Source organism: Streptomyces virginiae, from assembly GCF_040638905.1.
GTDB classification, from domain to species: domain Bacteria; phylum Actinomycetota; class Actinomycetes; order Streptomycetales; family Streptomycetaceae; genus Streptomyces; species Streptomyces virginiae_B.
This window is the reverse complement of the sequence record NZ_JBEZYV010000027.1, coordinates 14,871-33,222: the sequence shown is the minus strand read 5'-3', so window position 1 is coordinate 33,222 and position 18,352 is coordinate 14,871. Positions and strand designations below refer to the sequence as shown.

At 71.4% G+C, this 18,352-nt stretch carries 12 protein-coding genes; 7 read left to right on the top strand and 5 right to left on the bottom strand.

Features of this window, described 5'->3' with window-relative positions; genetic code table 11:
- Positions 1-24: 24 nt before the first annotated feature.
- The 3 genes from AB0F82_RS28570 (at position 25) to AB0F82_RS28560 (ending at position 4,579) form a co-directional block, all read left to right on the top strand.
- Positions 25-1,287: a carbohydrate ABC transporter permease gene (locus AB0F82_RS28570; RefSeq protein ID WP_362632539.1), complete on the top strand. Its 1,263-nt coding sequence runs from the start codon at positions 25-27 to the stop codon at positions 1,285-1,287.
- Positions 1,284-2,192 (top strand): carbohydrate ABC transporter permease, encoded by a 909-nt coding sequence (locus tag AB0F82_RS28565; RefSeq protein ID WP_362632476.1) that lies wholly within the window; start codon positions 1,284-1,286, stop codon positions 2,190-2,192. Before AB0F82_RS28570 ends, AB0F82_RS28565 begins: the two co-directional genes overlap by 4 nt.
- Positions 2,193-2,317: 125 nt before the next feature.
- Positions 2,318-4,579 carry a bifunctional glycosyltransferase/CDP-glycerol:glycerophosphate glycerophosphotransferase gene (locus AB0F82_RS28560; RefSeq protein WP_362632474.1) on the top strand — a complete coding sequence of 754 codons (2,262 nt, stop codon included), beginning with the start codon at positions 2,318-2,320 and terminating at the stop codon, positions 4,577-4,579.
- A 68-nt stretch (positions 4,580-4,647) separates the two neighbouring features.
- Here the strand turns inward: AB0F82_RS28560 and AB0F82_RS28555 are convergent, their stop codons facing one another.
- A complete protein-coding gene (locus tag AB0F82_RS28555) occupies positions 4,648-5,277 on the bottom strand; it encodes a TetR/AcrR family transcriptional regulator (RefSeq protein ID WP_356815356.1) in 630 nt (209 codons plus the stop codon).
- 116 nt (positions 5,278-5,393) lie between these two features.
- Between AB0F82_RS28555 and AB0F82_RS28550 the strand changes: the two genes are divergently transcribed.
- On the top strand, positions 5,394-6,302 hold the full coding sequence (locus AB0F82_RS28550) for an ABC transporter permease (protein ID WP_362632472.1): 909 nt from the start codon (positions 5,394-5,396) through the stop codon (positions 6,300-6,302).
- Entirely contained in the window at positions 6,295-7,119 is an 825-nt protein-coding gene (locus tag AB0F82_RS28545) for an ABC transporter ATP-binding protein (RefSeq protein ID WP_362632470.1), read from the top strand. The genes AB0F82_RS28550 and AB0F82_RS28545 overlap by 8 nt, the downstream gene beginning before the upstream one ends.
- Positions 7,120-7,237: 118 nt before the next feature.
- Here AB0F82_RS28545 and AB0F82_RS28540 read toward each other — a convergent pair whose 3' ends face one another.
- The 3 genes from AB0F82_RS28540 to AB0F82_RS28530 all read right to left on the bottom strand — a co-directional run bounded on the left by AB0F82_RS28540 (position 7,238) and on the right by AB0F82_RS28530 (position 13,717).
- The gene (locus tag AB0F82_RS28540) at positions 7,238-12,187 is read right to left on the bottom strand and encodes an NAD-glutamate dehydrogenase (RefSeq protein ID WP_362632468.1); all 4,950 of its coding nucleotides are present in this window, start codon (positions 12,185-12,187) and stop codon (positions 7,238-7,240) included.
- Positions 12,188-12,554: 367 nt separating this feature from the next.
- On the bottom strand, positions 12,555-13,220 hold the full coding sequence (locus tag AB0F82_RS28535; protein WP_362632466.1) for an HAD family hydrolase: 666 nt from the start codon (positions 13,218-13,220) through the stop codon (positions 12,555-12,557).
- Positions 13,217-13,717, bottom strand: coding sequence for a DUF6912 family protein (locus tag AB0F82_RS28530; protein ID WP_362632464.1), 501 nt, complete (start codon positions 13,715-13,717; stop codon positions 13,217-13,219). Before AB0F82_RS28530 ends, AB0F82_RS28535 begins: the two co-directional genes overlap by 4 nt.
- A gap of 315 nt (positions 13,718-14,032) precedes the next feature.
- Between AB0F82_RS28530 and AB0F82_RS28525 the strand changes: the two genes are divergently transcribed.
- Positions 14,033-14,500 (top strand): Rv3235 family protein, encoded by a 468-nt coding sequence (locus tag AB0F82_RS28525; protein WP_362632462.1) that lies wholly within the window; start codon positions 14,033-14,035, stop codon positions 14,498-14,500.
- Positions 14,501-14,695: 195 nt separating this feature from the next.
- On the opposite strand, the gene secA is transcribed toward AB0F82_RS28525, so the two are convergent.
- A complete protein-coding gene (gene secA / locus AB0F82_RS28520; RefSeq protein WP_362632460.1) occupies positions 14,696-17,488 on the bottom strand; it encodes a preprotein translocase subunit SecA in 2,793 nt (930 codons plus the stop codon).
- 239 nt (positions 17,489-17,727) lie between these two features.
- Here secA and AB0F82_RS28515 point away from each other — a divergent pair, with 239 nt between their 5' ends.
- Positions 17,728-18,348, top strand: a complete 621-nt coding sequence (locus AB0F82_RS28515) for a GNAT family N-acetyltransferase (protein ID WP_356815787.1) — start codon at positions 17,728-17,730, stop codon at positions 18,346-18,348.
- Positions 18,349-18,352 lie beyond the last annotated feature (4 nt).

The following is an 18,352-nucleotide window of genomic DNA, read 5'->3' as shown; positions in this document are numbered from 1 at the left end:
GCCGAGGCGCGGCGCCGCCGCCTCGTGGCGGCGGCGTTCCTCCTGCCGGCCCTGGTACTGCTCGGCGCACTCGTCGTGCACCCCATCGGCTACTCGCTCTACCGCAGCTTCTTCGACCGCTCCGGCGACGTGTTCGTCGGCGGTGACAACTACCGCGAGATCCTCACCGACGACAGCATCCGCACCGCCCTGGAGAACACGGCGGTGTGGGTGGTGCTGGCCCCGGCCACGGCCACCGCGCTGGGGCTGATCTTCGCGGTGCTCACCGAACGGGTGCGCTGGGGGACGGCGTTCAAGCTGCTGGTGTTCATGCCGATGGCGATCTCGATGCTGGCGGCGGGCATCATCTTCCGGCTCGTCTACGACCACGACCCCGACCGGGGCGTCGCCAACGCGGTCTGGGTCGGCGTCCACGACACCTTCGCGCAGTCCTCGGCCTTCCCCAAGGCCCGCCCCGGCCGCGACTCGCCGCTGGCGGACGCCGGCGGGGGCGCCTTCGTGACCCGCGAACCGGCCCGCGCGGGCAGCCCGGTGCTGCTCCCGCTGGTCGGCGTGGCCCCTGAGGCGCTGCCGGAGGGAACCCGTACGGCGGGCGCACCGCAGCCCGAGCCGGGGAAGGTCACCGGCACCGTCTGGCAGGACTTCACCCGTGGCGGGGGCGGCGCGGCGAACGTGGTCGACCCGAGCGAGCAGGGCTTCTCCGGGATGCGGATCGAGGCGGTCAAGGACGGCCGGGTGGTCGACACGGCGACGGCCCGCGCCGACGGCACCTTCACCCTGTCCCCGAAGGCCGACGGGGCACTGCTGCGGCTGCCCGCGGCCAACTTCCGGGAGGCGTACGGCGGGGTGGAGTGGCTCGGTCCGGCGCTGGTCACCCCGGCGGTCATCGGGGCGTACGTATGGATGTGGGCCGGTTTCGCGATGGTGCTGATCGGGGCCGGGCTGGCGGCCGTACCGCGCGAGCTGCTGGAGGCGGCGCGGGTGGACGGGGCGAACGAGTGGCAGGTGTTCCGGCGGATCACCGTCCCGCTGCTGGCGCCCCTGCTGGCTGTCGTGCTCGTCACGCTCGTCATCAACGTCATGAAGATCTTCGACCTCGTCTTCGTGATCGCACCCGGTGCGGTCCAGGACGACGCGAACGTGCTCGCGCTGCAGTTGTACCGGACGTCCTTCGGCACCGACGCCGATCCGGGGCTGGGCAGCGCCATCGCCGTGCTGCTGCTGGTGCTGGTGGTTCCGGTGATGCTTGTGAACATCCGCCGCCTGCGGAAGGAGGGGACCCGATGACCCGTACCGAAGCGGCGCCGTCCACGCGGCCGGCGACAGGGGCCGGGCGCTCCGCGGGCAGTCCGGCGGGCCGGGCCGCGGGCCGGCTGGCCGGCGGGGCCGTGCGCGTCTTCCTGGTCCTGGCGGCGCTCTTCTGGCTGCTGCCCACCCTGGGCCTGCTCGTCTCCTCCCTCGTCTCCCCGACCCACCTGAACGACGGCGGCTGGTGGCAGGTGTTCGGCGCGCCCTCGCGGCTGACCGCCGACAACTACGAGCGGCTGCTGGCCAACGACACCATCACCGGTTCCCTGCTGAACACCTTCGCTATCGCGGTGCCGGCCACCCTGCTCGTGCTGACCCTCGGCGCGTTCGCCGGATACGCCTTCGCCTGGCTGGAGTTCCCCGGCCGGGACTGGCTCTTCCTCGTCGTCGTCGGGCTGCTCGTCGTACCGGTGCAGGTGGCGCTGATCCCGGTGTCGGAACTCTTCGGCACCATCGGCCTGTTCGAGACCACGGCGGGCGTGGTGCTCTTCCACACCGCCTTCGGTCTGCCCTTCGCCGTGTTCCTGCTGCGCAACTTCTTCGCGGAGATCCCGCGCGAGCTGCTGGAGGCGGCCCGTCTCGACGGGGCGGGTGAACTGCGGCTGTTCACCCGGGTGGTGCTGCCGCTGGGCGGCCCGGCGATCGCCTCACTCGGCATCTTCCAGTTCCTGTGGGTGTGGAACGACATGCTGGTGGCGCTGGTCTTCGCCGACTCGGCCAACCCGCCGATCACGGTCGCGCTCCAGCAGCAGGTACGGCAGTTCGGGAACAACATCGACGTCCTGGCGCCCGGCGCGTTCCTGTCGATGGTGGTCCCGCTCGTCGTCTTCTTCGCGTTCCAGCGGCAGTTCGTCACGGGGGTGATGGCCGGCGCGGTCAAGTAGGCCCCGCGCCCCGCCGCTGACGTGCAGCGTTGACGCTGCGCAACCCGAATGCCGCACACCGCGTAACCCGATCGCCACGCCGGTGGTTCCTGGGCAATATGCCCGCGCCGACCCCTGGATGTGCCGTGCCCCGGTTCAGCGTCATCGTGCCCGCGTACAAGGTCCAGGCCTATCTCCAGGAGACACTGGACTCGGTCCTGACGCAGTCCTACCCGGACCTGGAACTGATCGCCGTCGACGACGCCTCCCCCGACGCCTGCGGTTCGATCATCGACGAGTGCGCGGCCCGCGACGCCCGGGTGACCGCGGTGCACCTGGCGCACAACGTGGGGCTGGGGCCGGCACGGAACGCGGGCCTGGCCCGGGCCACCGGCGACTACGTGATCTTCCTCGACGGCGACGACACCCTCACCCCGGGCGCCCTGCAGGCCGTCACCGACCGGCTGAAGGCCACCGGCTCCCCCGACGTCCTGGTCTACGACTACGCGCGCGCCTACTGGTCCGGGGACGTCGAACGCAACCGGCTCTCGCACCGGCTGTCCGAGGAGGGCCCGGCCAGCTTCAGGCTCGCCGACCGGCCCGCCCTGCTCGCCATGCTGATGGTGGTGTGGAACAAGGCGTACCGCCGGGAGTACGTCGAGCGCGAGGGCCTCTCCTTCCCGCCGGGGCTCTACGAGGACACCCCCTGGACCTACCCGGCGCTGCTGGCCGCGGAGTCCGTCGCCGTCCTGGACCGCGTCTGCGTGCACTACCGCCAACGGCGCACCGGATCGATCACGACCACCCGCACCGCCCGCCACCTGGAGATCTTCGACCAGTACGACCGGGTCTTCGGGTACCTCGCCGGGCGGCCCGAGCTGGAGCGCTGGCGCTCCACCCTGCACCGCCGGATGGCCGAGCACTTCTGCGCCGTCCACGCCGACCCGCGCCGCCTCCCCCGCGAGAGCCGCGCCGAGTTCTTCGCCCGGGCTTCCGCCCTGCTGCGCCGCTACCGCGCCCCGGGCGGCCGCAGTTCGCTGCCGCTGTCCCTGTCGCGGACCGACCGGATCCGGCACGCCTTGATGCGGCTGGGCGCCCGCCGCAGCTACCGGCTGCTGTCGGCGCTGCGCTCGGCGGGGCTGGCGCTGGGCCGGGCCGCCTCGGCCCTGGGGCGGGGCCTGCGCGAGTCCTCGCTGCGGCTGCACTACCGGATCCAGCGGCTGCTGCCCCTGCGCCCGGAGCTCGCGGTCTTCTCCGCGTACTGGCACGGCGGCTACGCCTGCAACCCCGCGGCGATCGAGGCCAAACTGCGCGAACTGGCGCCCCGGATGCGGACGGCGTGGATCTGCGACCCGGCGCACACCTCGACGCTCCCGCGGGAGACGGTGGCGCTGCGCCCCGGTTCGGCGGCGTACTGGAGCGCCCTGGCCCGGGCCGGGTACCTGGTCACGAACGTCAACTTCGACCGCGCGCTGGTCAAGCGGCGCGGCCAGGTCCTCCTCCAGACGCAGCACGGCACCCCGCTCAAGCGGGTCGGCCTCGACCTCCAGGACCGGCCGGCGGCCACCCCGACCCGGGACTTCGCGGGCCTGCTGCGCGGCGCCGACCAGTGGGACTACCTGCTCTCCGCGAACCGGCACTCCACCCTGGTGTGGGAGAAGGCGGTCCCGTCCTCCTACACCACCCTCGAATACGGCTACCCGCGCAACGACGTCTTCCACCGGGCGACCCGCACGGAGGTCCTGGAGCTGCGCGAGCGGCTGGGGATCCCGGCGGGCTCGACGGCGATCCTGTACGCGCCCACCCACCGCGACTACCGCCGCAGCCGGCCGGACCACCTGGACTTCGAGCGGCTCCTGCAGGACCTGGGCCCGCGCTTCACGCTGCTGGTCCGCACGCACCTGACGTACGCGGACGCCGACCGCCCGTGGGATCCCCACCCTCGCCTCGTGGACGTCTCCTCGTACCCGTCGGTGGAGGAGCTGTGCCTCGCCTCCGACGCCCTGGTCACGGACTACTCGTCCCTGATGTTCGACTACGCGGCGCTGGACCGGCCGATCGTGATCCACGCGGACGACTGGGAGGCCTACGAGGCGGCCCGGGGCACGTACTTCGACCTGCGGTCGTGTCCGCCGGGCGCGATCGCCCGCACCCAGGACGAGCTGGTGGACATCTTCACCACCGGCCACTGGCAGGGCTCCCGCTCCGCCCAACTGCGCTCGGCCTTCCGCGCCCGCTTCTGCTCCTACGACGACGGCCACGCGGCGGAACGCGTGGTCCGCCGGGTCTTCCTGGGCCACCGGACCCCGACCCCACCGGTGATCCCCCTGCCGGACCGCACCCCCACCCCGTCGGCCCCCGCGCCGTCCCGCAGCCCGGAGGCGGCCCTGGCCCACGTCCGGCCGTAGGACGAGGACGGGCACGTCCGGCCGTTCGGCGTTCACGGCGCGGGGCCGGAGCCGCGGGGCGGGGCCCGTCAGGCGGTGCCGGAGGCCGACTTCAGGCCGGCGACCACCTGGTGGGCCAGGGTGTCCAGGTGGGCGGGCGTCACCGCGTCGCGGACGACGACCTGGCGCCAGTAGAGCGGGCCGATCAGCAGGTCCAGGGCGTGGTCGGGGCTGATGTCCGCCGGGAGTTCGCCGCGGGCGACGGCGTCCGCGACGATGCCGTGGGCCATGCGGTGCTGGCCGTCCAGGAGGGCGCCGCGGACCGCGTCCGCGATCTCCGGGTTGCGGGAGGCCTCGACCAGGAGGTCCGGGATCACCGCGGAGGCCACCGGGTGCCGCAGCACGTGTGACATGACCTCCAGCAGGGCGCGTACGTCGCCGTACAGCGAGCCGGTCGCCGGCACCGGCAGGCCGTCCGCCGCGAAGGCGCCGACCAGGTCGAGCACCAGGTGCAGCTTGGACTTCCAGCGCCGGTACACGGCGGTCTTCCCGACCCCGGCACGCCGTGCGATGCCCTCGATGGACATTCGGGAGAACCCGACCGCGGCCAGCTCCTCCAGCACCGCGTTGCGGATCGCCTCCGTCACGTCCTCACGCAGGACGGCGGCGCCGGCGGGGGCGCGGCGGGCGGAGGCGGAGGGGGCGCGGTCCGTGGTCATGCACAGAGCATAGCCGCGGCCCGTCACGACGATACGGTTGCGTTCCGTCGATCAACCCCCTAGCCTCGCCGTAGCGACGATACGGACCCGTCCCGACCCACGTCGAAAGCGAACCAGTGACCACCGCGACCGCATCCACGACCGCGCCCGCCACCTCCGCGGAGATCGCGCAGCTGGCCGCCGCCCACGACCTCACGCTCAGCGGCGCCCGCCCGACGCTCCCCCGCTACATCGAGCAGCTCTGGCAGCGCCGCCACTTCGTCACCGCCTACGCCAACGCCCGCATGCAGGCCACCTACAGCACGGCCAAGCTCGGCCAGGTCTGGCACCTGGTGACCCCGCTGCTCAACGCGGCGGTCTACTACTTCATCTTCGGCATCGTGCTGAAGGCCAGCCACGGCGTGCCGGACTACGTCCCCTTCCTGATCACCGGCATCTTCGTCTGGGACTTCATCAGCAGCTCCGTCAACGCCGGCACCCGCGCCGTCCACAGCAACCTCGGCCTGGTCCGCGCACTGCACTTCCCGCGCGCGAGCCTGCCCCTCTCCACCGTCGTGCAGCTCTTCCAGCAGCTGCTCGTCTCCATGGCCGCACTGGTGATCCTGCTGCTGGCCTTCGGCCAAAGGCCCGGCACGGCCTGGCTCCTGGCCGTACCGACGCTCCTGCTGACGGCCCTCTTCGCCGCCGGCTGCGCCATGATCATGGCGCGCATCGGCAGCAAGAGCCCCGACGTCAGCCAGCTGATGCCGTTCGTCCTGCGTACGTGGATGTACGCCTCGGGCGTCATGTGGTCCATCGACCAGATGCTCAGCACGAACCACCTGCCGCACTGGGCGCTGACGGCCCTCAAGGCCAACCCCCCGGCCGTCTACATCGACCTGATGCGCTTCGCGCTGATCGACAGCTTCCCCGCCCACGCGCTCCCGCACCACGTGTGGCTGCTGGCCGCCGGCTGGGCGCTGCTCGCGGGCGTCGGCGGGTTCATCTACTTCTGGAAGGCAGAGGAGGCGTACGGACGTGGCTGACACCGCGACGAAGACCAGTACGGACGGTACGGCCAGGACGGCCAGGACCGGCACCCGGGTCCCCACCGTGATCGCGGACGGGGTCCACGTCATCTACGAGGTCCACGGAACCGGCGCCCGCAAGGGCGGCGCCACGTCGGCGCTCAGCCGCATCTTCTCCCGCGGAGCCGCCCCCGGCATGCGGGAGGTGCACGCGGTCAAGGGCGTCTCCTTCACCGCCTACGAGGGCGAGGCCATCGGCCTCATCGGCTCCAACGGCTCGGGCAAGTCCACCCTCCTCAAAGCCGTCGCCGGCCTCCAGCCGGTGGCCCGCGGGCGGATCTTCTCGCACGGCCAGCCGTCCCTGCTGGGCGTGAACGCCGCCCTGATGAACGACCTGACGGGCGAACGGAACGTCATCCTAGGCGGCCTCGCGATGGGGATGTCCCGCCAGCAGATCCGCGAGCGCTACCAGGACATCGTCGACTTCTCCGGCATCAACGAGAAGGACGACTTCATCTCCCTGCCGATGCGGACGTACTCCTCCGGCATGGGCGCCCGGCTGCGGTTCTCCATCGCCGCCGCCAAGGACCACGACGTCCTGATGATCGACGAGGCACTGGCCACGGGCGACGCGGCCTTCCAGCGGCGCAGCCAGGCCCGCATCGAGCAGCTCCGGGAGCGGGCCGGCACCGTCTTCCTGGTCAGCCACGCCGTCCACACGGTCCGCGAGACCTGCGATCGCGCGATCTGGCTGGACTCGGGCGTCCTGCGCATGGACGGCCCGGCAGACGAAGTCTGCGCCGCCTACGAGAACTCCAGCCGCGCCGGCGCTTGAAGCGCGGGGACCCGGGGCAGCGCCCCCGCAACGGCGCCGCACCCGCGGACCACACGAACGGGCCGGGCGCGGGACCGAAATGGTCCCGCGCCCGGCCCGTTCGGCTACGCCGAGACGATCAGCTGTGCGCGCGCAGCAGCGACCGCATGGTCCGCATCGCCACCGACAGGTTCGCCAGGTCGAAGGCGTCCGAGCCCCGGATCTCCTCCAGGGTCGTCCGGGCCCGCCCGATGATCGCCGCGTTCTTCTCCTCCCACGCCTTGAAGCGCTCCTCGGGAGTCGAGGTGCCGTTGCCCACGGACAGCACGTCCGCGGTCAGGGCCGCGTGCGCCGCGAACAGGTCCTCACGGATGGACGCGCGGGCCATGGACTGCCAGCGGTCGGCCCGCGGCAGCTCGATGATCCGGTCCATCAGCTGCGTGATGTCCAGTCGGTCGGCGAGGTCGTAGTACACCTCGGCGACACCCAGCGGGTCCACGCCCGTCCGGTCCGCGATCGCGACGATGTCCAGCGTCGGGAAGGCCGAGGAGAAGCCGGCGACCTTCGCCGCCAGCTCCTCCGGCACGCCCTCGCCGGTCAGCTCGTCCATGACCAGCTGGTACCACTCCAGGTCCGCACCGCGCACCAGCTTCGGCAGCTCCGCCCACACCCCGGCCACCCGCTCGCCGAAGAAGGCGATGGTCTCGGTGATCTGGAGCGGCTGCGGCCGGTTGTTGAGCAGCCAGCGCGTACCGCGCTCGACCAGGCGGCGCGAGTGCAGGCGCACCCGGGTCTGGACGTCCGCGGCCACCTTGTTGTCGAGCGCCTCCACGGCGTCCCACACCTCGGCGAGGCCGAAGATCTCACGGGCCGCGAGCTGCGCCCGGACGATCTCCTCCGTGGAGGCCCCGGTCTCCTCGCGCAGGCGGTGCAGGAAGGTCGAGCCACCGGTGTTGACGGTGTCGTTGACCAGGACCGTCGTGATGATCTCGCGGCGCAGCGCGTGCGCGTCGATCTGCTCGGAGAACTTGTCGCCCAGGGCCGCCGGGAAGTACGCGAAGAGCAGGCGGCGCAGGTACGGGTCGTCCGGCAGCTCGGTGGCGATGAGCTCGTCCGCCGTCGTGATCTTCGTGTACGCGAACAGCACCGCCAGCTCCGGCTGGGTCAGCCCCTTGCCGTTGTTCAGCAGTTCGCGGATCTGCCGGTCGGTGGGCAGGAACTCAAGCTCGCGGTTGAGCAGTCCGGCGTTCTCCAGGCGGCGCATGAAGCGCTGCTGGGCGTGGAGCAGGCTGGGGGCCTGGGCCGAGCCGTTGGCCAGCGCGGTGTTCTGCGCGTAGTTGTTGCGCAGCACCAGGCGGCCGACCTCGTCGGTCATCTGCGCGAGCAGCTTGTTGCGCTGCTTGACGGTCATGTCACCGTCGGTGACGACCGCGTTGAGCAGGATCTTGATGTTCACCTCGTGGTCGGAGGTGTCCACGCCGGCGCTGTTGTCGATGGCGTCGGTGTTGACCTTGCCGCCCTCGCCGCCGGCGCCGCTGCGGGCGAACTCGATGCGGCCGAGCTGCGTCAGGCCCAGGTTGCCGCCCTCGCCGATGACCTGCGCCCGCACGTCGCAGCCGTTGACGCGGATGGCGTCGTTGGCCTTGTCGCCGACGTCGGCGTGCGTCTCGGACGTCGCCTTGACGTACGTACCGATGCCGCCGTTCCACAGCAGGTCCACCGGGGACTGCAGGATCGCCTTCATCAGGTCGGCCGGGGTCATCTTGGTGACGCCCGTCTCGATGCCCAGGGCCTCTCGGACGTGCGCGTTGACCGGGATGGACTTCGCGCTGCGCGGGTGGATGCCACCGCCCGTGGAGAGCAGCGAGGTGTCGTAGTCGGCCCACGAGGAGCGCGGCAGTTCGAACAGCCGGCGGCGCTCCGCGTACGAGACCGCCGCGTCCGGGGTCGGGTCGATGAAGATGTGCCGGTGGTCGAAGGCGGCCACCAGGCGGATGTGCTCGGAGAGCAGCATGCCGTTGCCGAAGACGTCACCGGACATGTCGCCGACGCCGACGACGGTGAAGTCCTGGGTCTGGGTGTCGTGGCCGAGCTCGCGGAAGTGCCGCTTGACGGACTCCCACGCGCCGCGGGCGGTGATGCCCATGCCCTTGTGGTCGTAGCCTGCCGAGCCGCCCGACGCGAAGGCGTCGCCGAGCCAGAAGCCGTAGGACTCCGCCACGCCGTTGGCGATGTCGGAGAACGTCGCGGTGCCCTTGTCCGCGGCGACGACGAGGTAGGTGTCGTCCTCGTCGTGACGGACCACGCTCCGCGGCGGCACGACCTCGCCGGCGACCATGTTGTCGGTGATGTCGAGCAGCGCCGAGATGAAGATCTTGTACGAGGCGATGCCCTCGGCGAGCCAGGCGTCGCGGTCCACCGACGGGTCGGGGAGGTTCTTTGCGACGAAGCCGCCCTTGGCGCCGACCGGCACGATGACGGTGTTCTTGACCATCTGCGCCTTGACCAGGCCGAGGATCTCCGTACGGAAGTCCTCGCGGCGGTCGGACCAGCGCAGGCCGCCTCGGGCGACCTTGCCGAAGCGCAGGTGGACGCCCTCGACGCGCGGGGAGTACACCCAGATCTCGTACGCCGGGCGCGGCGCCGGCAGGTCCGGGATGGCCTGCGGGTCGAACTTCATCGACACGTAGGCGTGCTGCTCGCCCTGGGAGTCGAGCTGGAAGAAGTTCGTGCGCAGGGTCGCCTTGATGAGGGTGAGGAAGGCCCGCAGGATGCGGTCCTCGTCGAGCGAGGCGACCTGGTCCAGGGCCCCGTCGAGCTCCTCCAGCATGGCGTCCACGAGTTCGCTGCCGGCGGCCTGGCGGACGGGCGACATCCGGGCCTCGAAGAGCGAGACCAGCAGCCGGGTGGTGTGGACGTTGTTGCGGAGGGTGTCCTCCATGTAGTCCTGGCTGAAGGTGGAGCCGGCCTGGCGCAGGTACTTGGCGTACGCGCGCAGGACGACGGCCTGCCGCCAGGTCAGGCCGGCGCTCAGCACGAGGGAGTTGAAGTTGTCGTTCTCGGCCTGGCCGTTCCAGACGGCCGCGAAGGCGTCCTGGAAGCGCTCGCGGGCGTCGTCACCGAGGTCGCCCGCCGAGAGCCGCAGACCGAAGTCGTAGATCCACGCGTTCGTGCGGTCCGCGCAGCGCAGCTCGTACGGGCGCTCGTCGGTGACCTCGACGCCGAGGCGCTGGAGCACCGGCAGGACGGCGGACAGGGAGACCTGCTCACCGGCGCGGTAGATCTTGAAGCGGCGCTCGCCGGGGCCGGCGCCGACCGGCTCGTACAGCGACAGCGCGAAGTCCTTGTCGCTGCCGCGCAGCTTCTCCAGGTGCACGAGGTCGGCGACGGCGGCGCGCGGCGAGTGGTCGGCCTTGTAGCCCTCGGAGAAGGCGGTGCCGTAGCGCCGCAGCAGCTCAGCGGCGCGCTCCTCGCCGAGCTCGGCGTTGAGGGCCTGGTCGAAGCCGTCGGCCCAGGAGCGGGCCGCCTCGACGAGACGGCCCTCGATGCGCTCGACGTCACCGTCGGTCAGCACGGGCAGCTCGGTGCCCTGCGGGACGCGGATGACGAAGTGGATGCGGGAGAGGATCGACTCGGTGTTCCAGGCGGTGAAGTCGACGCTGATGCCGCCGAGCTCCTCGCGCAGGATGTCCATCAGGCGCAGCCGCACACCGGTGGTGAAGCGGTCGCGCGGCAGGTAGACCAGCGCGGAGTAGTAGCGCCCGTACTCGTCCTGGCGCAGGTACAGCCGCAGCCGGCGGCGTTCCTGGAGGTAGAGGACCGAGGTGACGATGGACTGGAGCTGGTCGACCGGGGTCTGGAACAGCTCGTCGCGCGGGTAGGTCTCCAGGATCTGCGTCAGGTCGCGGCCGTCGTGGCTGGCCGGCGAGAAGCCGGCCCGCTCCAGGACCTCGGCTACCTTGCGGCGGATGACCGGCACGCGGCGCACGGACTCGGTGTACGCGGCGGAGGAGAACAGGCCGAGGAAGCGGCGCTCGCCGATGACGTTGCCGTCGGCGTCGAACTTCTTGACGCCCACGTAGTCGAGGTACGAGGGGCGGTGCACGGTGGAGCGGCTGTTGGCCTTGGTCAGCACCAGCAGGCGGTGCTCGCGGGCCTTGGCGCGGGCGTCGGCCGGCAGCCGGTTGAACGACGGCGAGACAGGGTGGCCGTCGTCCTTGCCGCTGTGGTGCGGGTCGGAGCGCAGGATGCCGAGGCCGGTGCCGGGCACGGCGGACAGGGAGTCGCCGTCGACGAGGTTGTACTCGCGGTAGCCGAGGAAGGTGAAGTGGTCGTCGGCGAGCCAGCGCAGCAGCTCACGGGCCTCTTCGAGCTCGTACTCGCGCAGGTCCGGGGCGGTGGGCTCGTCGGGCAGGCCCTCGGCGATGCGCAGCGCGGCGTCGCGCATCTTCTCCCAGTCCTCGACGGACTCGCGTACGTCGGACAGGACGCGCAGCAGGTCGGCGTTGATCTGCTTGAGGTCGGCGCGGTCGGTCTCGCGGTCGATCTCGACGTGGATCCAGGACTCGACGAGGGAGTCGTGGGGGCGCGCGGTGCGGGGGCCGTGGGCGTCGCAGTCGGGGCCGAGGATCTCGATCAGCTTGCCGGTGACGTCACGGCGGACGACGACCTGCGGGTGGATCACGACGTGGATGCCGCGGCCCTGGCGGGACAGCTCGTTCGTCACGGAGTCCACGAGGAAGGGCATGTCGTCGGTGACGACCTCGACGACGGAGTGGCTGGAGGTCCAGCCGTTCTCCTCCACCGTGGGGGTGTGCACGCGCACGCTCGCGGTGCCCTGCGGCCGGTTCTCGGCCAGTCGGTAGTGGGAGAGCGCGGCTCCGAATACATCCTCCGGGTCCCGGTCCGTGAGGTCCTCGGGCGCCGTGTGCAGGTAGTAGCGCTGGAGGTAGGAGAGGACCGCGTCCCGGTCCGGACGCTCTCCCTGCTCGGACCCAGTCGGAAGTAGCCCCCCGGCCGGGCTGTGCTCAGCTACCCGGGCCGCCCGTGCGAGCAGCTCGGCCTTTGCTTCGTCCAGCTTGGTCTGCATGTCCTCTGGCTCCTGTCGCGCGCCATTGCGTGACGTAGGTGAAGGAAGGAATGACATAGCGCCGCGAGGCGGGGTGTCCGTTCCGAATCGACGCTATGCCGTCGTGAGAGCCGACCGGGAGGGAATGAGCCAAGATCGGCTGGCGCTCCCGGTGGCGGGGATCAGCGATGGCCCGGGCACTGTCGTGCGCCGGGCGCAGGCCGGAGGCTCCAGTGCCCCCGAGGGATATCGCGCTGATCACGGGTACAAGGCTATCCCGACCTACCCCCAAGTCGTCATTCGCTGCATCTGTACAAATCTTGGGGTGGAACTTTGACACTCTGGCCAGCGACGTGGCAGGCCGTCCGTGCAGCGGCCTGGCCAGTCGCTATTCGGCCAGCTCGCGAGCTGTCAGAACGGCCTCGGCCAGGCTGTCCACGACGGGCACTCCGGCTGATTCCAGACTGCGGCGGCTGTGCGAACCGCCCGTGTAGAGGACCGCGCGGGCGCCCACGTGGGCGGCCGCGAGGGCGTCGTCCACCGCGTCTCCGATGAGGACCGTACGGTCGGCGGTCACGCCCGTCGCGTCGAGGGCCTGCAGGTGGCGTACGAGATGTCCCGCCTTGGAGGTGTGGGAGGGGCCGGTCCGCCCGTCGACGCGCACGAAGTGCCCGTCGATGCCGTGGGCCCGTACCAGCGGCACGAGTTTGTCGTGGGGCGCGAGGGAGAGCAGGGACTGGGTGAGCCCGTCGTGCTGCCAGTCCCGGAGCAGTTCCCGGGCGCCGTCGGCGAGCCCGGAGTCCGCCGCGGCGGCCCAGTAGTGGCGGTGGAACGTCTCGTCCATGACGAGCCACTCCTCCTCGGTGGGCAGCCGTCCCATGAGGCGCTCGTAGAACTTGGGCACCGGTACCACATACAGCTCGCGGTACGTCTCCAGGGTGATCGGCGCCAAGCCGAGCTCGGCGAAGGAGGCGTTCGTCGCGATGATCACGGCGTCGATGTCGTGGAGGAGCGTGCCGTTCCAGTCCCACACGATGTGGTGCGTGTGGGTCATTTCAGCAGCCCCGGGATCTCCTGCACGCCGAACCACAGCAGCTCGTGGTCCTCGGCCCCGTCGACGGTGAACCGCGCGTCCTCGTCCCCGCCGTCGGCGGCGGGCAGGGCCAGCGCGGCGGCGGCGACGTCCTCGGCGGCGTCGACGGCGTCCACGTGCACCGCGGCAGCCACGGTCAGGCGCACGGCGGCGGCGAGGCTCACCTGGCCGAGGGTGGCCTCGTCGACCCCCGGGGTGGCGGTGGCGGCCTTGTCGTCCACGTCGAGGGCGACCACGACGCGTCGGCGGGGTGCGCCGGGGTCGGCGGCGAGCAGCCGCAGCGAGGCGGCCGCCGCCCGGCCCAGGGCCGCGTACTCCAGCTCCTCGATGTCGTCCGAGACGTACCACTCGCGCAGCCCGGGGGTGACGGCGTACGCCCGCAGCGGGGCGGGGCCCAGCTCACCCGCCTTGTGCACCTCGGCGAGCGCGGGGAGGGTCAGGGGGACGTACACACGCATGGCCGGCTGCTTTCGGTAGTCGGAAAACGCACCCAGGATACGACTCGGAGGGGGTCGGCAGGGGTCCGGCAGGGTGACGGCCGCCGTACCCCATCGGGCTGCCGGGGCGCGCCGGGCGCCCGTCCACCCGCTGACCCGGCGCCCGGCCCGGCCCGCGCGGGGGCGGCGGGGCGGGCACTCGGATAGGTGAACCGGGCGGGCGGCGGGCCGGCGCTCGGCCGTGGTTGCGGAGCGTGTTCGGGCGACCGTAGAAGGTCTCCATCAAGTTACCGCCCGGTACCGCTCCGGGCCCGGCCTGTTCGGGGGCAGAACGCGATGGACACCACGACGCAAGGCACGATCGGCAGCAACGGCGGCCGCCGCCGGCCCGCGGGCCGCTCCGGTACCCGCCCCGCCGGGCGGCGCGACCAGCGACGCCCGGCGGGTCCCGCGGGGCCGGTTGCTCCCGCGGGCACCAGGGGCCCGGCGGGCCCGCACCACTGGTTCGCCGAACGCCTCCTGGCCGTGGTCAGCGGCCTGCGCCCGGTCCACTCTCTCCTGGGCCACACCGTCGGCCCCGCCTACCAGCAGCTGGTCACCCTGGCGCCCGCGGACCCGCTGCGCGAGCGCCTGCGCCCGGTCGTCCGCCGCTGCGGCCGCTTCATCCCCGGCCCGGGCGTCATCGAGGCCTTCGCCCGCATCGCCACCGGCGACCGCATGACGGCGATGGCCTTCCGCCTGGAACAGGGCCCGGACCTCCGCTGGCGCTGCGCGGCGGTGGAAATCCGCGGCCCGCTCCCATAGATCACACCGTCTCCAGCCCCGCCGCCCCTCCAGCCCCGCCGGCGCTTGAGGCGCGGGGGCCCGGGGGCAGCGCCCCCGCCACGGCGCCGCACCCGGCACCACACCGCCACCCCGGCGGAGCCACACGGCAGAACGGCCGGGGCCTGACACCCGTACGGTGTCCGGCCCCGGCCGACAGCTCGACCCGGCAGCGGGCTACTTCTTGCGGCGACGCCCACCCGCGGCCTTCTGCGCCTTGCGGCGCTCGGCCCGCGTCATCCCGTCACCGGCGGCGTCGCTGTCGAAGTCGCCCTCGATCACGCCGCCCTCCCCGTCGACCGTCGGGGCGGAGAAGTGCAGCCGGTCCGGACGCTGCGGCGCGTCCAGCCCCTTCGCCCGGATCTCCGGACGCGCGGCCGGCACCGGCTCCTTCGTCAGCGACGGCGCCGCGTCCTGTACCGGAAGCTCCTCGACCTGCTGCTCGACCTGGACCTCCAGGTTGAACAGGTAGCCGACGGACTCCTCCTTGATGCCTTCCTGCATGGCGTTGAACATGTCGAAGCCCTCGCGCTGGTACTCGACCAGCGGGTCCTTCTGGGCCATCGCCCGCAGGCCGATGCCCTCCTGCAGGTAGTCCATCTCGTACAGGTGCTCACGCCACTTGCGGTCCAGCACCGACAGGACCACGCGCCGCTCCAGCTCGCGCATGATCTCGGAGCCGAGGGCCTTCTCGCGGGCCTCGTACTGCTCGTGGATGTCGTCCTTGACGGACTCCGCGATGAACTCGGCGGTGATGCCGGCGCGGTCGCCCGCGGCCTCCTCCAGCTCCTCGATGGTGACCTTCACCGGGTAGAGCTGCCGGAAGGCGCCCCACAGGCGCTCCAGGTCCCACTCCTCGGCGAAGCCCTCGACCGTCTCGGCCGCGATGTACGCGTCGATCGTGTCGTCCATCATGAAGCGCACCTGCTCCTGCAGGTCCTCGCCCTCCAGGACGCGGCGGCGCTCACGGTAGATGACCTCGCGCTGGCTGTTGAGCACCTCGTCGTACTTCAGGACGTTCTTGCGCGTCTCGAAGTTCTGGGTCTCGACCTGCGACTGGGCCGACGCGATCGCACGCGTCACCATCTTGTTCTCGATCGGCACGTCGTCCGGCACGTTCGCCATCGCCATGACGCGCTCGACCATCTGCGCCTTGAACAGGCGCATCAGGTCGTCACCCAGCGACAGGTAGAAGCGGGACTCGCCCGGGTCGCCCTGTCGGCCGGAGCGGCCGCGCAGCTGGTTGTCGATACGGCGCGACTCGTGGCGCTCGGTGCCCAGCACGTACAGCCCGCCGAGCCCCTTGACCTCCTCGAACTCCGCCTTCACGGCCGCCTCGGCCCGAGTGAGCGCCTCGGGCAGGGCGTGCGCCCACTCCTCGATGTGCTCCTCGGGGTCCAGGCCGCGCTGGCGCAGCTCCGCCTCGGCGAGGTCGTCCGGGTTCCCGCCGAGCTTGATGTCGGTACCGCGGCCGGCCATGTTGGTGGCGACGGTGACCGCGCCGCGACGGCCGGCCTGGGCGACGATCGTCGCCTCACGGTCGTGCTGCTTGGCGTTGAGCACCTCGTGCGGGATGCCGCGCTTGGAGAGCTGCTGGGAGAGGTACTCGGACTTCTCGACCGACGTCGTACCGACGAGGATGGGCTGGCCCGTCTCGTGCTTCTCCGCGATGTCGTCGACGACGGCGGCGAACTTGGCGACCTCGGTCCGGTAGATCAGGTCTGGCTGGTCCTTGCGGACCATGGCGCGGTTGGTCGGGATCGGGACCACGCCGAGCTTGTAGATCTGGTGGAACTCGGCGGCCTCGGTCATGGCCGTACCGGTCATGCCCGACAGCTTCGAGTACAGGCGGAAGAAGTTCTGCAGGGTGATCGTGGCGAGGGTCTGGTTCTCGTCCTTGATGTCCACCCCTTCCTTCGCCTCGATCGCCTGGTGCATGCCCTCGTTGTAGCGGCGGCCGGCGAGGATACGGCCGGTGTGCTCGTCGACGATCATGACTTCGCCGTCGATGACGACGTAGTCCTTGTCCTTCTTGAACAGTTCCTTCGCCTTGATGGCGTTGTTCAGGTAGCCGACGAGCGGGGTGTTCACCGACTCGTAGAGGTTCTCGATGCCGAGCCAGTCCTCGACCTTGGCGACACCGGCCTCGTGGATGCCGACGGTCCGCTTCTTCTCGTCGACCTCGTAGTCGCCGGTCTCCTCGATGCCCTTGAGCGGCTGTCCGGCCTCGCCCCTGGCCAGACGGGTGACCAGCTTGGCGAAGTCCGCGTACCACTTCGTGGCCTGGTCCGCGGGGCCCGAGATGATCAGCGGGGTGCGGGCCTCGTCGACGAGGATCGAGTCGACCTCGTCGACCACGGCGAAGTTGTGGCCGCGCTGGACGAGCTCGTCCTGCGACCATGCCATGTTGTCGCGCAGGTAGTCGAAGCCGAACTCGTTGTTCGTGCCGTACGTGATGTCGCAGCTGTACTGCTCGCGACGCTGCGCCGGCGACATGTTCGCCAGGATGCAGCCGACGGACAGGCCCAGGAACTTGTGGACGCGGCCCATCATCTCGGAGTCGCGCTCGGCCAGGTAGTCGTTCACCGTGATCAGGTGGACGCCCTTGCCGGACAGCGCGTTCAGGTACGCCGGCAGCGTGCCGACGAGGGTCTTGCCCTCACCGGTCTTCATCTCGGCGACGTGGCCGAGGTGCAGCGCCGCGCCACCCATGATCTGGACGTCGTAGTGGCGCTGGCCGAGGACGCGCTTGGCCGCCTCGCGCACCGTCGCGAAGGCCTCGGGAAGCAGGTCGTCCAGGCTCTCACCGTCCTGGTAGCGCTGCTTGTACTCGTCCGTGAGCGCCCGCAACTCGGCGTCGGAGAGGTTGACGAAGTCCTCTTCGATGGAGTTGACCTGGTCCGCGATGCGGTGCAGTTTGCGCAGGATCTTGCCTTCGCCTGCACGCATGAGCTTGTTGAAGACGGACACCGAGGTTTGTCTCCTTGCCGGTCGGGCCTGGGCACTGTACGTACACGGGCACGGCAGGTGGGCCCCACCGCAACGGCCATCGTAAGCGAGGACTCGGCCGCGTCGGGAGGTCCGCCGTTCCCAGAGGGCACGGGTGCCCGTATTGAGAACGTCCGGGGGACACCGAAGGTGCCGCATCGCCCGGCCGGATTCCCGAAAAGTGTTCGCTCCGGGCATCGCGGCCGCAGCACAATCCACGCATGGAGCCCACCACACTGACCACCGAACGCCTCGTGCTCAGGCCGTTCGCCCCCGAGGACGCCGCCGAGGTGTACGCCGCCTGCCAGGACCCCGAGATCCAGCGCTGGAACGAGGTCCCCTCGCCTTACGGGCGCGCGCACGCCGACACCTGGGTGAACGAGACCGTGCCGGCGGGCTGGCGCGGGGACACCGGGTACAGCTTCGCGGTCCGGCTCGGGGCCGGGGGCCCGCTGGTGGCGGCCGTGGGCGTGCATCCGCGCGGCGAGTCCGTGTTCGAGATCGGCTTCTGGGCGGTGAAGGAGCACCGGGGCCGCGGCTACGTGACCGAGGCGGTCGGCGCCGCAGCCCGCTGGGCCTTCGCCGAGCTGGGCGCCGGCCGCCTGGAGTGGCGGGCCGACGTCGGCAACGCGGCCTCCCGGGCCGTCGCCGACAAGGCCGGCTTCCGGATGGAGGGGACCCTGCGCGCCGGGATCTCCCACCGCGGCACCCTCCGTGACTGCCGGGTCGGCGCCCTGCTCCCCTCCGACCTGGGCCTGCCCTCCCACCTGCCGTACCTGCCGGCGCCCACGGTCCAAGCCGGGCCGCTGCCGGGCGGGCCCGTTGTCAGTGGCCGCCCCTAAGCTC

Bases quoted from the DNA above. Each gene is read 5' to 3' on its own strand.
- AB0F82_RS28565 (WP_362632476.1), top strand. From the start codon at position 1,284: ATGACCCGTACCGAAGCGGCGCCGTCCACGCGGCCGGCGACAGGGGCC.
- AB0F82_RS28555 (WP_356815356.1), bottom strand. From the start codon at position 5,277: ATGACCACGGACCGCGCCCCCTCCGCCTCCGCCCGCCGCGCCCCCGCC.
- AB0F82_RS28540 (WP_362632468.1), bottom strand. From the start codon at position 12,187: ATGCAGACCAAGCTGGACGAAGCAAAGGCCGAGCTGCTCGCACGGGCG.
- AB0F82_RS28535 (WP_362632466.1), bottom strand. From the start codon at position 13,220: ATGACCCACACGCACCACATCGTGTGGGACTGGAACGGCACGCTCCTC.
- AB0F82_RS28530 (WP_362632464.1), bottom strand. From the start codon at position 13,717: ATGCGTGTGTACGTCCCCCTGACCCTCCCCGCGCTCGCCGAGGTGCAC.
- AB0F82_RS28525 (WP_362632462.1), top strand. From the start codon at position 14,033: ATGGACACCACGACGCAAGGCACGATCGGCAGCAACGGCGGCCGCCGC.
- AB0F82_RS28515 (WP_356815787.1), top strand. From the start codon at position 17,728: ATGGAGCCCACCACACTGACCACCGAACGCCTCGTGCTCAGGCCGTTC.